We start from the raw sequence: 14,205 nt of genomic DNA, 5'->3' as shown, positions 1-14,205 counted from the left end.
TCAGGGTGGTATAACTGTTAGCAGGCTTAGCGAAAAGGGGAGTTAACCATGTCTGACAATCCAGTGATTGCGCTGATTGGGCCTGGCGCAATTGGTACCACCATCGCCGCGGTGCTGCATGACGTTGGCCGCACGCCGCTGCTGTGCGGACGCACCGCGCACCCGGAATTACGCCTGCGCCACGACGAGGGTGAAACCGTGGTACCCGGTCCGGTATTAACCGATCCGGCCGTCATCAGGCAGCCAGTGGCTCTGGTTTTCATCGCAGTGAAAACTACCCAGAACGCCGACAGCGCCGGGTGGCTGCGCGCGCTGTGCGATGAAAACACCGTGGTCTGCGCCCTGCAAAACGGCGTGGAGCAAAAAGCCCAGCTTGAGCCGTGGGTTAACGGCGCGACGGTGCTGCCGTCGGTGGTCTGGTTCCCGGCCCAGCGCGAGCCGGATGCCTCCGTCTGGCTGCGCGCCAAACCGCGCCTGACGCTGCCGGACGTGCCGCAGGCGCAGCGGGTGGTGGAGGCGCTTCGCGGTACGCGCTGCGCGGTTGAACTCTCGACAGATTTCGCCTCCGTCGCCTGGCGCAAGCTGCTGCAAAACGCGGTCGCCGGGCTGATGGTGCTTTCTAACCGCCGCGCCGGGATGTTCAGGCGCGAGGATATCAGCGAGCTTGCGCTGGCCTACCTGCGCGAGGGGCTTACCGTCGCCCGCGCCGAAGGGGCGAAGCTGGACGATGACGTGGCGCAGGAGATCCTGGCAAACTTTCAGCGTGCGCCTGAAGACCTGGGCACCTCGATCCTGGCCGACCGTCAGGCCAATCGCCCGATGGAGTGGGATATCCGCAACGGCGTGATCCAGCGCTACGGCCGCAAGCACGGGATTGCGGTGCCCATCAGCGACGTGGTGGTGCCGCTGCTGGCGGCGGGGAGCGAGGGGCCGGGCTAACGGCCGCTGTTTTTCCGTTCGGCAAAGTAGTTGGCGGGCGTGCTGCCCATCGCTTTTCGGAACATGGTGATAAACGCATTCACCGATTCATACCCGAGCGTTGCCGCCACGTTCTGGACGGGCACGCCGCTGGCCAGCTCCCGCAGGGCAATAATCAAATGCAGCTGCTGCCGCCAGCGCCCGAAGCTCAGCCCGGTTTCGCGCTGCATCAGGCGGGCAAACGATCGCTCGCTGAGGGCGAGCCGTTTCGCCCAGTCCTTCAGGGTGCTTCTGTCCTCAGGACGGCTGACCAGCGCGTCCGCCATGGCGCGAATTTTCGGATCGGTTGAGACCGGCAGGCTTAGCTTCTGCTGCGGCATGCTGGCGAGCTCGTCAAGCGTGACCCGGGTCAATCTGGCGACGTGGCCGTCGGGGGGATAATCCACGCCCTCGCGCGTCAGACGATCGACCAGCTCCTTAATCAGCGGCGAGATCGCCAGGGTGCAGCATCTCTCCGGCAGCGCCGCCGCGCCGGGCTCAATAAACAGATAGTTAAGATGCGCGTTCCAGGTCGCTTTGGCGCTGTGCGGGATCCCGCCGGGGATCCAGACGGCGCAGTCCGGCGGCACGATCCAGATGTCATTTTCCGCGTAACAGCTGACCGCGCCGTATCGGGCAATAATCAGCTGGCCCTTGCGGTGGGTATGCACCGGCACTTCCGCGGCGTAGTCCACGAAGTCCAGATGACGCGCCAACGCCGGGCTGGCGGTAGAGTCGGGGTCATACAGCGTAGTAGCGGGTTGAGGCTTCACGATTCTGGCAACATTTAGGTATTTTTTGACAGAATAGAGTATTTAAGCGGATCTGCAAGCCGGTAATAATTCCGGCATGAAAAACATTTTCTCTCATCCCGTGCGTCTCCCCGCCGCGCTGCGAAACGATGCGGGCGCGCTGATCTACTCTGCGAAGAGCTTTGCCGCGGCGATGCTGGCTTATTACCTCGCGCTGTCGATCGGTCTTGAGCGTCCCTCGTGGGCCATTATTACGGTTTACATCGTGTCGCAGACGTCGGTCGGCGCATCGCTGAGCAGAAGCCTCTACCGGCTGGCCGGCACCGTGGCGGGTGCCAGCGCGACCGTTGTGATTGTACCTGCCTTCGCAAATACGCCAGTCCTGTGCAGCGTGGTGCTGACGGGCTGGATCGTATTCTGCCTGTGGCTCTCCCTGCTGGAACGCACGCCCCGGGCTTACGCGTTTGTGCTGGCGGGCTACACCGCGAGCCTGATTGGTTTTCCTGCGGTGTCCGATCCCGGCGGCATCTTTAACGTCGCCATTGTCCGCGTGCAGGAGATCTCGATTGGGATTTTCTGCGCGGCGCTGATCCACCGCTACGTGCTGCCCGCGCGCGTATCGGGCCAGTTCAACGCTAAATTATCCCAGACGCTACAGGCCGCGCGCGGGCGGGTGGCGGACACCCTATCAGGCAAACCCGACGCGGCTTCCGGCCCCCTGCATCTGGCTCTGGCGCTGCAGTTCCTGCAGGGCATCAGCCACCATATTCCGTATGACTTTGCCCTTTCAGCCCCGGTGCGGCAGGCCAGAAAAGCGATCCACGACCGGCTGGCGCGGCTGGTTATCGTCAACTGTGAACTACACGATCGCCTGCCAGCGAGCGGAACCCTGCCCGCCGACGTGCAGGCGTTGATGGGCGACGTTCAGGCCTGGCTTACCGCTGAAGGCGCTGATGCCGGCAGTACGGCAGAGTCGCTGCGGCTCCGCTGTGCGCTTCTCATCGATCGGTATGCCGCGCAGGCGCAGACGTTTGACGACGCGCTGCAGGTCAGTTTTATCCGCTACCTCTCGGAGGCGATCGCGCTTCTGCAGCAGTGCGAACGTCTTTCCGGGGCCATCCACCGTGCAAAACCCGTGTTTGGGGAGGTGCAAACCCGCGCGGCGAAAGGCTACGTTTTCCATCGCGATCCCCTAACTGCCGCCCGCACGGCGCTGGGGGCTTTCGGCATCATCCTGAGCGGCTGTCTGGTCTGGATCTTCTCGGCGTGGCCGGATGGCGGTACGGCGGTTTCGATACTCGGCGTCTGCTGCACGCTGTTTGGCAGCTTCGACACCCCGGCGCCGCACATCGTGAAATACATCATTGGCTCATTCTGGGGCGTGGTCATTAGCCTGTTCTACAGCTTTGCGCTGCTGCCGCAGGTAAGCGATTTCCCGGTGCTGGTGGCGGTGCTTGCCCCGGCGTATCTGCTGGCCGGGTCGCTTCAGGCGCGCCCGCCCACCACGTTTATGGCGATGGGCATCACCCTGACGCTGCCCATTCTGTGCGAGCTGGGGGCGCACTACAGCGGAGACTTCGCCGTCGCGGCCAACACCGCCATCGCGCTCTTTGCCGCGACCGGCTTTGCCGTCGTCAGCATGAGCCTGCTGCAAACCGTGCAGGCGGACGGCGCCATCGCGCGTCTGCTGAACCTCTGCCGGCGCGACATTCGCCGCAGCGTGAAGGGCACGCTGCGGGTTGATGAAACGCACTGGATCAACCTGATGATGGACCGAACCGCCCTGTTGCTGCCGCGCCTGCAGCGCAGCGCGCGCGCGCCGGAGCAGGCGCTCGATCGGCTGCTGCACGCGCTGCGTCTGGGGCTGGCGGTCATGCATTTACGCCGAAGTGACGCACCGCCCGGCAGGGAGGTTGACGCGCTTTTTCATCGGTTAAACGCCGCGGACCGCAACGCCTTGCGCGAACGCATCGCTGCCCTTATCGAGCGCCAACTGCCTGCAGCAGATGAACATACGCGCCAGTTGGTCTTCAGGCTGGTGGATCTGCACTGCGCATTACGGGAGCCAGACCATGGTTAACGATCTCAATATCGGCGGGGTTTTTATTCCGGGGCTGCTGATGGTCGCCCTCGCGGCGCTGGTCTGCACGCTGGGCCTCGTCGCGCTTTTCTCGCTCAGCAGGCTCTACCGGCGCTTGCCGTTTCGCCCGCTGATGGATGTTTCAACCTGGATTGTCACTTTTTTCCTGCTGATGCAGGGTCTGACCGCGTTGGGGTTATTGTCATGAAATCACTGCTCTCTTTACTGGCTCGCTATGCGCTGACCTTAATCGCGGTCGCGGCGGCCATGCTTCTGGCCTTTATGATGTGGAAACACTATGCACAAACGCCGTGGACCCGCGACGGCCGCGTGCGGGCGGACGTGGTGCAGATTGCGCCGGACGTCTCCGGGCCGGTCATCAGCGTGGCCGTGCGGGACAATCAGTGGGTGAACCGGGGCGATGTGCTTTACACCATCGATCCGCGCTGGCTTAAGCTGGCGGTGGTCAGCGCGCAGGCGGACGTCGAGTCGAAACGCCATGAGATGCTGATGCGCCAGGACGCGGCCCACCGACGCACGCTGATTAAAAACGCCATCTCGAGCGAGGATTTACAGCAAACCGGCAGCGCGGCGAACGTCGCGGCGGCCAATTATCACGGCGCGCTGGCCGCGCTGGATCTGGCAGAGCTGAATCTGGCGCACGCCACCGTGCGCGCGCCGGTCTCGGGGTACGTCACGCACCTGCGGCTTCGCCCCGGAGACTACGCGACGGCGGGGGAGACGAAGGTCGCCATCGTTGATGCCCATAGCTTCTGGGTGGTCGGGTACTTTGAGGAGACCAAGCTGCGCCATATTCGCGTCGGGGATGCCGCGCAGGTGGTGCTGATGGGGTACGAGCCGGTCATCACGGGCCATGTGGAGAGCATCGGGCATGGGATCGGGGACAGCAACGATGAGGCGGGCGGGCTGGGCCTGCCCGACGTCGAGCCCACCTTTAGCTGGGTGCGCCTGGCGCAGCGCGTGCCGGTGCGCATTCATATCGACAGGTTACCGGAGGGCGTTGAGCTGGTGGCAGGGCTGTCGGCGAGCGTGGCGGTGGGGCGATAGATAAGGATTGAAGCGACTATTCCCCGCCTACAAACTTATCGGCTTCAGGAGAGTAATGCTGATAAACGCATGCGAGCTTATGCCCGTCAGGATCGCGCAGATAGGCAACATAAAAGTCGGGGCCGTACGCGCTTCGCGTACCAGGCTCGCCTTCATCCGTTCCTCCCGCAAGGAGGCCAGCTGCATGGAACCGTCTGACAAGATCCGCATTATCTGCACTGAATGCGAACATTGTCCCGTTTCCCGCCGTCGCGGGCTGCTGGTCAAAAGGAGGACAAAGACAGAAGCTGAACCCCTCGCCGGGATTATTTTCATCTCCCCACATTGCCCAGCTTTCAGTCCATGCCGGCAGACGCGAGTAGCCCAGAACGTTAAAAACAGCGTCATAAAAATTCACGGAGCGCTGAAAGTTGTTTGTACCTATTGTGATATAAGCCAGCATCTTATGACTCCCGTCCTTCAATATTCGATTTAACAGCCTTCAGCGTCCTTTTACGGATCCAGCCGCTTCCCGCCCGTATTATCAGCCAGTAAGCCGACATTTTTAGTCGAGTGCGTCTGTTCGGACAATAGATGAATGTTTCCGTAGAGAGCTCATGTTTGCCGGGCGCCAGCTCCGTTACCTTGTAGCGCAGCAACAGTTTCGCGCTGCCCGGCTCGGCTGGGGTCTGAAAAGCACTGGCATCCGGCACGTTTTCCAGACCGAAATCGGTACGCCAGAATTGCCCTCTTAAGCCATAGCAGAGCTCAGATGCAGAGTTCTTCAAAAGGGTAAAACTGTGCAAACCAAAGTTGCCGATCGACTGTGGCTTCTGGTTGCGCAGAAATTTTTGCGGTATTTGACGCAATGACATTAACCGCCGAATCACGGCATCTTGCCGGACGTCAAAGCTGGCAATCATCGGCAGAATATTTTCAGGGCGGCTAGTGTGAATGACCGTCAGGTGTTTTTCATGAAACTGGAACTGGGGGAGAAAAGCGGGAACATCCTGCCACTGAGCAAGCGCTTTGCGGGTAACGAATCCTGGGTTAAGCATCTCTCTTCCTTGTCATCCCTTGCGTCCTGCCAGAGTAACAGATGGTGTGTCGCAGGCAATTACCAGGAAAAGAGAGGGCAACAGGGAAGTAAATGTAACGAGCCGGTTGGGTTAACCACGTTCGCTTCTTTGCGAATGGAGGAGCTCAGTGATTTCTTTGCGCTTTCTTGTTGCCCATTCAGGTTTGATAGAGAGCATTAAACTGTATTGTCTTCTGAAATAAACCTCTCTAAATTCTCGTTCAGATGAATGGCTTGCTGCATACGTTGAGGCGAGCCCCGCCACGGCACTCTCCACAAACCAATACAGAATTTCATCGTCACTGAGCGTTACTTTCCGCTGTATTTCAAGGCCTCTTTCACTGACGATAAAATGATATTCTTTGCCATGAATTTCAAGATAGGGAGTTGCAACCCCATCGGGTTGGTCAGGGATAAAGAAGTAATGGTTTGGCCTTGTGCCTCCCCCTAGTTGCTCACCTATTTTTAGAAGCTCGTTTCGTAGTTCTTCAATTGTTTTCATAAATAGCTCTTTGTTCTTGTATGTAAACGACGCATTATCGCGGATTGGGTACAAAGCGCCTGCTCTCGATCACTTCCCCACAAACGCACTCACCGGCAAACCAAAACCCTTCGCCAGCGCACGCATATGATCCAGCGTTAACGTTGGTACTGATCCATCAGCGTTCGCAATAACGCAACGCCTGACGGAATGCTGGCAACACGCGCGTTAAATTTTGCAAACACCGGAGACTTGTTTTCGTATTTATCGATTTTAGTGGTGAGCATCTTCACCAACGTCAGCGCATCCTCGTAATCATGCCGCGACGGGCTTGAGCCCAGGAAAGGGAGCGCGTTTGTCAGATCCTTTGCCGCTTTGATGGCTGCTGCATAATTCATTCTTTCGTTCTCCGGTAGAGGTCCGTGAGCTTGTCATATTCTGCGTGTGTGCTGATGTGTTTGATGAAAATCTTTCCTCGCTCAAAATCAGCAAAAAACATCACTCTTAAATGCCCGCTGCCAACATCAATGACCCACCATTTCACCCGGTATTTCATCCTGTCCAGGCTGGGGAATCGCTTTCGCATATCGTCCGGTGACGGGTAGTGTTCCTCTTTAGTACTCGGTAAAGATCGTCCAGGGCTTGTGCTTGATTAGGAAATTGTCTGGTAGTCGCGTCGAAAGGCGCTCTTGAGACTACGTGCATCCTTGCCCCGTGTTTCCATATTGGAAATATAATAGGTGATAGTTGGTGGGTTGATAATATGGAAAAAGTGATGGAGTACAGTTTTCAAATGCTCGTGCTGACGGCGGTCATTTAATGAGTGTGAACACTGTATGAGGTGACTGTGAAAAAAATGTCCGCTTTGTGCCAGAAGCGGACGTGGAGGAGAATGTTAATTTGATTCGAAATATTTGCGTAATATCTTTTCTAATAGCGAGAAAACGACCGTCACCCTTTTTGGAGTAATCAGCTGGTAAGGCCGGTATAAATAAAATTGCCATTTCTCCTGTCGCAATTCTGGCAGTGGGGGAACAAGTTGGCCGCTTGCTAAGTACTCTCTACAGATAAAGTCGCTTGACTGTACAACCATTTTTCCGGCCAATGCGGCCTGAATTTCGGCATATGGATCTGTAGTATAAAATTCAATATGACGAGGGACAAAAGTATTTACTGCGTCACTCATAAACTCAAATGATTTTCCCGTCTCAGGATTAATTAAACCACTAAATGGATAACGCTGTCGAAGATCTTCTAAATCAGTAGGTGCCCCCAGGCGCGCAATGAGTTCAGGGGATGCGACTAAAATATGTTCAACTTGCCCAATATTTTTAATGATAAAGTTTGGATTAGGTTCTCGCCCTACGCGTATACCTATATCAATACGATGCTCGATAGTATCAAGTTTCATCATATCTAAACGCCAGTCGATAAATAACTCAGGATAGGGACGTAGTGCAGTCAATAGTTCATACAAGATTTGTTCATGATTTGGAAGTCGAAGTAATGTGATACGAACAATGCCCTTCATTTCATTATCATCTTTTGCCGTCTGAAATAGTTTTTCTGAATCCTCCAGCAGTCGTTTCGCTTGGGGTAAAAATAGTTCACCGAAACTGGTGAGAAAGATCGAACGCGTATTGCGTTTGAATAGAGGTTCACCAAGTTGTTTCTCCAACTCAGCGACTGTTCGGCTTACTACTGATGGTGAAACCGACAGCTTGATTGCTGCTTCGCGGAAGTTCAAGGTCTCAGAGGCGATGATGAAAAATTTTAGAGCATCAAGTTTGTTCATGATTGTTGTGAAATTTGCATTAATATATTTTGATAATAGCAATTAATTTGCAACTATTCCAGTCATATAATCGAACAATAAAATAAGTAACCTGTCTTACTTTTTATCAGAACTCAAAAGAGTAAATTATGTCAATTCAACCAGTAGAGTTAAACAAAGCCTATCGGCTATTACAGATCGGGCCAACGACGATGATATCGGCTAAAAATGATGGCATTGAAAATGTCATGGCAGCGGCCTGGGTGGGATTAGTAGGCAATAACAAAGTGATGGCTTTTATAGGTCCACAGGCATTTACTCGCGGGCTTGTAGAAAAAAGCGGATATTACGTTGTACAGATCCCAGTAGTAAATCAGATGGATATGGTCTTATATGCTGGAGGCCACAGTTATTCCGACACACCCGATAAAAACAGTAAAATTCCACTATTTTATCAAAAAGAGTTTGATCTGCCTTTAGTTGAAGGTTGCGCTGGCTGGTTAGTATGTAAGGTCATACCCAATGAAGAAAATGAAAAGCAGCACAACTTGTTCATGGGGGAAATTGTCGGAGCATGGAGTGATGACCGCGTTTTCAGAAATGGGCACTGGATTTTTGATGATGCTCCAGATGAATTACGTACTGTCCATTACGTAGCTGGCGGACAGTTTTACGCCATTGGTAAAGGTACAAAATTCAATTATGGCCCGGGAAAAGACTAATCCTTACTTCTGTATAAATGTAGCCATATAACATTGCTATATAGAGGTAGTAGCATAAAAAAACAACTTACTTAAGATGTCCGCTCCTCGCTTTTAGCAGACATTCAACGTTAGCGTAAGGTCGAAATCCTGCTTCTAACCAGCAGGATTCCGGCCACCTATCACCCACCTCAATGTGCCGAAATATAAGGCTCCTTTACAAATTCCGCCAGCAACCAGACCATATCATGCAGCAGCCCGGTGAGTTCTTTCGCCACGCTCGCAGGCAACGTTCCGCCCATAACCGCCAGCGTTAACGCTACGGCATAATCCACCTGCAGCGTCGTCTCCTGCCAGCAGTCCGGTACACACGAGGTTATCTTTTCACCCGCAATCAACTGTTCAACCAGGTACGGCGGAAGTTCCGAGTCACAGCACTCCCGCAGTCGCTTAAGCGCAACCAGCAATCTCTTACAGAGCGTGGCAAACGTCACCGCGTCGTCAGTTTCCACCAGCACGCTGACATACGCAGTGCAGGCATCGACCAGTTCGAAGAGATCCGCAGAATCGGAAATTGAAGTGTTGATGAGGTGATGAACTGCGCTTTCCTCAGAAAGCGCGTAAGAAAATCCAGGGGTAGTCGCCATTTAGCATCCTCTTTGTCCAAAAAAACGTCATGTTATGCTAACGGGTTCCTACGCCCGGTTACGGATGTGCCGCAACGCAGGCACTTTACGGCGGCGAAAAAGGGAAGGAAAGGGATCACCCTGAATTACATAAGGTTTCTTGAAAGTTTGCGAGGCGGCTTCCAGAAGGGCATTGCCGGGAGGCGGCTACGCCTTACCCGGCCTGCAAAAACCAAAACCCCTCTATTGCCGTCACCCCTCGCTCATCATCATCAAAAACCGCTTCACCGTCCGCGAGCGTTCAAAGCGCCGCCAGCAGAGCGCGATATCGGTATAAAGCTCCGGCGAGCTCAGCGCGTGATAGGTGACATTCGGCGGTGAAATGGCCGCCATGGATTTCGGCACCAGCGCGAACCCGCCGCCTGCGGAAACCATGCTCAGGGAGGAGGAAAGCTGCGACGACTGCAGCGCGTGCTGCACGTCAATTCCGGCCCGCTCGCAGCAGCCGTGAACCCGTTCGTACAGCCCCGGCGCGACCTCCTGCGGGAACAGCACCACCGGCGTATCCCGAAGCTGCTCTAACGCCAGCGAATCGCACGCCGCCAGCGGATGATCGCGATGCAGCGCCACCACCATCGGCTCCCGGTCGAGGATTTTTAACTCGAACGCCTTGCTGCTCTCGCACGGCAGGCGCACGAAGGCGATATCCAGTTCACCCTCCGCCAGCATTGTCGTCAGCGACGACATATTGGCTTCCACCTGGTGAACCTGCACCGCCATGTTCTGCACCTGAAACTGGCGGATCAGCGCGAAAATTTTGGGATGAAAAGCGTCGGAGCTGGTGATGCCAATCGACAGGTTGCCGTTCAGCCCGCGCGCGATGCCGCGGGCTTTTTCCAGCGCGGCATCGCTCAGCGCCAGAATTTTGCAGGCGTCCTCGTAGAAGGCTTCTCCCGCCTCGGTCAACTCCACGCCCCGCGTCAGGCGTCTGAACAGCGGCGTGCCCACTTCCTCTTCGAGCCGTTTGATCTGCTGACTCAGAGGAGGCTGTGAAATACCCAGCGCTTCGGCCGCCCTGGTGAAGTGTCGCTCGCGTGCAACCGCGACAAAATACCGCAGATAACGAAGTTCCATATCTAAAACGTCTCAAACCAGCATGGTTTCTATATTGGAACTCTCTGCTGAATCGGGTCAACATTTATTTAACCTTTCTAAATAAAGTTGAAGAGGACGAGCACGATGATGCATTCATCTGCCTGCGACTGTGAGGCCAGCCTGTGCGAGACCCTGCGGGGGTTCTCCGCCAAGCATCCTGACAGCGTGATCTATCAGACATCGCTAATGAGCGCCCTGCTAAGCGGCGTGTACGAAGGAGAGACCACCATCGCCGATCTGCTGGCACACGGCGATTTTGGTCTGGGTACCTTCAACGAGCTGGACGGTGAAATGATTGCCTTCAGCAGCCAGGTGTACCAGCTGCGCGCCGACGGCAGCGCCCGGGCCGCGAAGCCAGAACAGAAAACGCCGTTCGCGGTGATGACCTGGTTCCAGCCGCAGTACCGCAAAACCTTCGATGCACCGGTCAGCCGTCAGCAGATCCACGACGTCATCGACCAGCAGATCCCCTCCGACAACCTGTTCTGCGCGCTGCGCATTGACGGCAACTTCCGCCACGCCCATACCCGCACGGTACCGCGCCAGAAGCCGCCGTACCGCGCGATGACCGACGTGCTGGACGACCAGCCGGTGTTCCGCTTTAACCAGCGCGAAGGGGTGCTGGTCGGGTTCCGCACGCCGCAGCATATGCAGGGTATTAACGTGGCCGGCTATCACGAGCATTTCATCACCGACGACCGTCAGGGCGGGGGCCATCTGCTCGACTATCAGCTGGAGAGCGGCGTGCTCACCTTCGGTGAAATTCACAAGCTGATGATTGATCTGCCCGCCGACAGCGCGTTCTTACAGGCCAACCTTCACCCCAGCAATCTTGATGCAGCGATCCGTTCCGTCGAAAACTAACAGGAGAACTACCGTGAACAGTGAGAAACAGTCACGTCAGTGGGCGCACGGCGCCGATATGGTTGTCGGCCAGCTGGAAGCGCAGGGCGTGAAGCAGGTGTTCGGGATCCCGGGTGCGAAAATCGACAAGGTCTTTGACTCCCTGCTGGACTCCTCCATCGAGATCATCCCGGTACGCCACGAGGCCAACGCGGCGTTTATGGCGGCGGCGGTCGGGCGGCTGACCGGCAAGGCCGGGGTGGCGCTGGTCACCTCCGGGCCGGGCTGTTCTAACCTGATCACCGGCATCGCCACCGCCAACAGCGAAGGCGACCCGGTGGTGGCGTTGGGCGGGGCGGTGAAGCGGGCGGATAAAGCCAAGCTGGTGCACCAGAGTATGGACACCGTCGCCATGTTCAGCCCTGTCACTAAATACGCCGTGGAGGTCAGTTCGCCGGACGCGATTGCCGAGGTGGTATCGAACGCGTTTCGCGCCGCCGAGCACGGCAGGCCGGGGGGCGCGTTCGTCAGCCTGCCGCAGGATATTGTCGACCAGCCCGCGACGGGGGCGATTTTACCCGCCAGCGGCCCGGCGCTGATGGGCCCGGCACCGGAGTCAGCGATTAACGACGTGGCGAAGCTTATCGAAAACGCCAAAAATCCGGTCATTTTACTCGGCCTGATGGCCAGCCAGCCCGCGAACAGCGCCGCGCTGCGCAAGCTGCTGGAGAAAAGCCGCATTCCGGTGACCAGCACCTATCAGGCCGCCGGGGCGGTAAACCAGGAACACTTCACCCGCTTCGCCGGACGCGTCGGCCTGTTCAATAACCAGGCGGGCGACCGGCTGCTGCATCTGGCGGACCTGATTATCTGCATCGGCTACAGCCCGGTGGAGTACGAGCCGTCCATGTGGAACAGCGGCGACGCGACGCTGGTGCACATCGACGTGCTGCCCGCTTATGAAGAGCGTAACTACGTCCCAGATCTGGAGCTGGTGGGGGACATCGCCGAAACGCTGAACCTGCTTGCTAACCGGATCGACCGTAAGCTCGAGCTGAGCCAACGGGCCTCCGAAATTCTGGTCGATCGCCAGCATCAGCGCGATCTGCTCGACCGCCGCGGCGCCTCGCTCAACCAGTTTGCCCTGCACCCGCTGCGCATCGTTCGCGCCATGCAGGACATCGTGAATAACGACGTGACGCTCACCGTGGACATGGGCAGCTTCCACATCTGGATCGCCCGCTACCTCTACAGCTTCCGGGCGCGTCAGGTGATGATCTCCAACGGTCAGCAGACCATGGGCGTCGCGCTGCCGTGGGCGATTGGCGCGTGGCTGGTGAACCCGGGCCGCAAGGTGGTTTCAGTCTCCGGCGACGGCGGCTTCCTGCAGTCGAGCATGGAGCTGGAAACCGCGGTGCGCCTCAACGCCAACGTGCTGCATATCATCTGGGTGGATAACGCCTACAACATGGTGGCGATTCAGGAAGAGAAAAAATACCAGCGCCTTTCCGGCGTCGAGTTCGGCCCGGTCGATTTCAAAGCGTATGCCGACGCCTTCGGTGCGAAAGGCTTTGCCGTGGAGAGCGCCGAGGCGCTTGAGCCGACGCTGCGTGCGGCGATGGATGTGGATGGCCCGGCCGTGGTGGCCATTCCCGTCGACTACAGCGATAACCCGCTGCTGATGGGTCAGCTCCATCTCAGCCAGATTTTGTGACTCAATATAAGGACAGAGAAATGCAAAAAGTTGCTCTCGTAACAGGCTCAGGCCAGGGGATTGGTAAAGCGATCGCGCTTCGCCTGGTGAAAGATGGCTTTGCCGTCGCCATCGCCGACTATAACGTCGAGACGGCAAGAGCCGTCGCCGATGAAATCATCCGTAACGGCGGCAACGCCGTCGCCGTGAAGGTCGATGTCTCTGACCGCGAACAGGTATTTGCGGCGGTGGAGAAAGCGCGCACCGCGCTGGGCGGCTTTAACGTGATCGTGAATAACGCCGGGATTGCGCCGTCTACCCCCATCGAATCCATCACGCCGGACATTGTCGACAAGGTCTACAACATCAACGTGAAAGGGGTGATCTGGGGGATCCAGGCCGCGATTGACGCCTTCCGCAAAGAGGGACACGGCGGCAAGATCATCAACGCCTGCTCCCAGGCGGGACACACCGGCAACCCGGAACTGGCGGTCTACAGTTCCAGCAAGTTCGCGGTGCGCGGCTTAACCCAGACCGCGGCACGGGATCTCGCGCCGCTGGGGATCACCGTTAACGCCTACTGTCCTGGCATCGTCAAAACGCCGATGTGGGCGGAAATCGACCGTCAGGTCTCCGAGGCGGCGGGTAAACCGCTCGGCTACGGGACCGAAACCTTTGCCAAACGCATTACGCTTGGCCGCCTGTCCGAGCCGGAAGATGTCGCCGCCTGCGTCTCATACCTGGCAGGCCCGGATTCCGACTACATGACCGGCCAGTCGCTCTTAATCGATGGAGGGATGGTGTTCAACTAAATACTAATATACCCGTCATACTTCAAGTTGCCTGTGCGTTGGCTTTCCTCGCTCACCCCAGTCACGTACTGATGTACGCTCCCGGGGATTCGCTGCGTCGCCGCCTTCATGCAACTCGAATTATTTAGGGTAAAAGCTCTGACATGAGTTTTCCCCTGCACCCGTGCAGGGGCTTTTTTTTGTCTCCTCCGTCATTGTGCATTACA

At 57.0% G+C, this 14,205-nt stretch carries 16 protein-coding genes and 1 pseudogene; 8 read left to right on the top strand and 9 right to left on the bottom strand.

What is annotated here, in order from left to right:
- The first annotated feature begins 48 nt into the window (after nt 1–48).
- Nucleotides 49–939, top strand: coding sequence for an oxidoreductase (locus tag AC27FC_RS08335; protein WP_196354730.1), 891 nt, complete (start codon nt 49–51; stop codon nt 937–939).
- Here the strand turns inward: AC27FC_RS08335 and AC27FC_RS08330 are convergent.
- The gene (locus tag AC27FC_RS08330; RefSeq protein WP_196354729.1) at nt 936–1,730 is read right to left on the bottom strand and encodes an AraC family transcriptional regulator; all 795 of its coding nucleotides are present in this window, start codon (nt 1,728–1,730) and stop codon (nt 936–938) included. The two genes, AC27FC_RS08335 and AC27FC_RS08330, sit on opposite strands and share 4 nt — an antisense overlap.
- A 76-nt stretch (nt 1,731–1,806) precedes the next feature.
- Here AC27FC_RS08330 and AC27FC_RS08325 point away from each other — a divergent pair, with 76 nt between their 5' ends.
- From AC27FC_RS08325 to AC27FC_RS08315, 3 genes are read left to right on the top strand one after another with little or no spacing between them, the layout of a single operon-like run.
- The gene (locus AC27FC_RS08325; RefSeq protein WP_196354728.1) at nt 1,807–3,789 is read left to right on the top strand and encodes an FUSC family protein; all 1,983 of its coding nucleotides are present in this window, start codon (nt 1,807–1,809) and stop codon (nt 3,787–3,789) included.
- Complete coding sequence (locus AC27FC_RS08320; RefSeq protein ID WP_033144858.1) at nt 3,782–3,997, top strand: DUF1656 domain-containing protein; 216 nt, start codon at nt 3,782–3,784, stop codon at nt 3,995–3,997. The genes AC27FC_RS08325 and AC27FC_RS08320 overlap by 8 nt, the downstream gene beginning before the upstream one ends.
- A complete protein-coding gene (locus AC27FC_RS08315; protein WP_196354727.1) occupies nt 3,994–4,857 on the top strand; it encodes an efflux RND transporter periplasmic adaptor subunit in 864 nt (287 codons plus the stop codon). Before AC27FC_RS08320 ends, AC27FC_RS08315 begins: the two co-directional genes overlap by 4 nt.
- A gap of 16 nt (nt 4,858–4,873) precedes the next feature.
- Here AC27FC_RS08315 and AC27FC_RS08310 read toward each other — a convergent pair whose 3' ends face one another.
- The 6 genes and pseudogenes from AC27FC_RS08310 to AC27FC_RS08285 all read right to left on the bottom strand — a co-directional run bounded on the left by AC27FC_RS08310 (nt 4,874) and on the right by AC27FC_RS08285 (nt 8,190).
- Entirely contained in the window at nt 4,874–5,299 is a 426-nt protein-coding gene (locus AC27FC_RS08310; RefSeq protein WP_045889078.1) for a VOC family protein, read from the bottom strand.
- A 1-nt stretch (nt 5,300) separates the two neighbouring features.
- Nucleotides 5,301–5,894: a hypothetical protein gene (locus AC27FC_RS08305; RefSeq protein ID WP_196354726.1), complete on the bottom strand. Its 594-nt coding sequence runs from the start codon at nt 5,892–5,894 to the stop codon at nt 5,301–5,303.
- Between the two features lie 111 nt (nt 5,895–6,005).
- Nucleotides 6,006–6,416, bottom strand: a complete 411-nt coding sequence (locus AC27FC_RS08300; protein ID WP_112778332.1) for an Imm63 family immunity protein — start codon at nt 6,414–6,416, stop codon at nt 6,006–6,008.
- Nucleotides 6,417–6,553: 137 nt separating this feature from the next.
- Nucleotides 6,554–6,793 (bottom strand): hypothetical protein, encoded by a 240-nt coding sequence (locus AC27FC_RS08295; RefSeq protein ID WP_370650851.1) that lies wholly within the window; start codon nt 6,791–6,793, stop codon nt 6,554–6,556.
- A pseudogene (locus AC27FC_RS08290) lies at nt 6,790–7,100 on the bottom strand (type II toxin-antitoxin system HigB family toxin). The gene AC27FC_RS08295 and the pseudogene AC27FC_RS08290 overlap by 4 nt, the downstream one beginning before the upstream one ends.
- A gap of 190 nt (nt 7,101–7,290) precedes the next feature.
- The gene (locus AC27FC_RS08285; protein WP_032410511.1) at nt 7,291–8,190 is read right to left on the bottom strand and encodes a LysR family transcriptional regulator; all 900 of its coding nucleotides are present in this window, start codon (nt 8,188–8,190) and stop codon (nt 7,291–7,293) included.
- Between the two features lie 128 nt (nt 8,191–8,318).
- On the opposite strand from AC27FC_RS08285, the gene AC27FC_RS08280 reads away from it, so the two are divergent.
- Nucleotides 8,319–8,891 (top strand): flavin reductase family protein, encoded by a 573-nt coding sequence (locus tag AC27FC_RS08280; protein WP_032410512.1) that lies wholly within the window; start codon nt 8,319–8,321, stop codon nt 8,889–8,891.
- A gap of 170 nt (nt 8,892–9,061) precedes the next feature.
- On the opposite strand, the gene AC27FC_RS08275 is transcribed toward AC27FC_RS08280, so the two are convergent.
- Entirely contained in the window at nt 9,062–9,517 is a 456-nt protein-coding gene (locus tag AC27FC_RS08275; protein WP_094934430.1) for a hypothetical protein, read from the bottom strand.
- Between the two features lie 231 nt (nt 9,518–9,748).
- Nucleotides 9,749–10,630 carry a LysR family transcriptional regulator gene (locus tag AC27FC_RS08270; protein WP_038417608.1) on the bottom strand — a complete coding sequence of 294 codons (882 nt, stop codon included), beginning with the start codon at nt 10,628–10,630 and terminating at the stop codon, nt 9,749–9,751.
- Nucleotides 10,631–10,735: 105 nt separating this feature from the next.
- Between AC27FC_RS08270 and budA the strand changes: the two genes are divergently transcribed.
- From budA to AC27FC_RS08255, 3 genes are read left to right on the top strand one after another with little or no spacing between them, the layout of a single operon-like run.
- Nucleotides 10,736–11,515, top strand: coding sequence for an acetolactate decarboxylase (gene budA, locus AC27FC_RS08265; RefSeq protein ID WP_196354725.1), 780 nt, complete (start codon nt 10,736–10,738; stop codon nt 11,513–11,515).
- 13 nt (nt 11,516–11,528) lie between these two features.
- Complete coding sequence (gene alsS, locus AC27FC_RS08260) at nt 11,529–13,208, top strand: acetolactate synthase AlsS (protein ID WP_033144871.1); 1,680 nt, start codon at nt 11,529–11,531, stop codon at nt 13,206–13,208.
- A gap of 20 nt (nt 13,209–13,228) precedes the next feature.
- A complete protein-coding gene (locus AC27FC_RS08255) occupies nt 13,229–13,999 on the top strand; it encodes a (S)-acetoin forming diacetyl reductase (protein ID WP_024906954.1) in 771 nt (256 codons plus the stop codon).
- The last annotated feature ends 206 nt before the right edge of the window (nt 14,000–14,205 follow it).

This window comes from Enterobacter sp. C3_dUdeg (assembly GCF_057536195.1).
The sequence above is the reverse complement of the archived record's forward strand: the minus strand, read 5'-3'. Positions and strand labels throughout refer to the sequence as shown.